Origin of the sequence: Corallococcus sp. AB049A (assembly GCF_003668885.1) — a bacterium.
Lineage (GTDB): Bacteria > Myxococcota > Myxococcia > Myxococcales > Myxococcaceae > Corallococcus > Corallococcus interemptor.
The window spans coordinates 1-424 of record NZ_RAWL01001221.1 but is presented as its reverse complement, the minus strand read 5'-3'; the positions used below and the strand labels follow the sequence as shown (position 1 = coordinate 424).

The following is a 424-nucleotide window of genomic DNA, read 5'->3' as shown; positions in this document are numbered from 1 at the left end:
GCCCAATGGTGGCTCGGGTTACGGCGGCGGCTCGCTGGCCAACCGCTACATCGACACCCTCGACCTGGAAACGGTGGAAGTCAGCCAGGGCACCGCCGATATCTCCTCGCGCTCGAACGAGGCCCTGGGCGGCACCCTCAACTTCCTCACCAGCGATCCGCTGCAGGACAGCCGCCTGCGCTTCGTGGTCGGCGCCGGTGACAACGAGGCGCGCAAGTACTACGTGCGCTACGACACCGGCCTGCTCGGCGGCCACACCCGCGCCTGGGTCAGTGCCTCGTCGGCGCGCGTGCATGACTGGATCGATGGCAGCGGCAAGACCAGCAATGACCACATCGCCGGCAAGTTCATCACCGAACTGGATCGCTGGACCCTGACCGGCTACCTGTCCTACAACGATGCGGACGAGCCGGAGTACACCAGC

Annotated in this window: 1 protein-coding gene; it reads left to right on the top strand. The window is 66.5% G+C overall.

The features are described from left to right. The coding region (locus D7X55_RS46820; protein ID WP_199747445.1) for a hypothetical protein at positions 1-424 on the top strand (424 nt) is incomplete at both ends.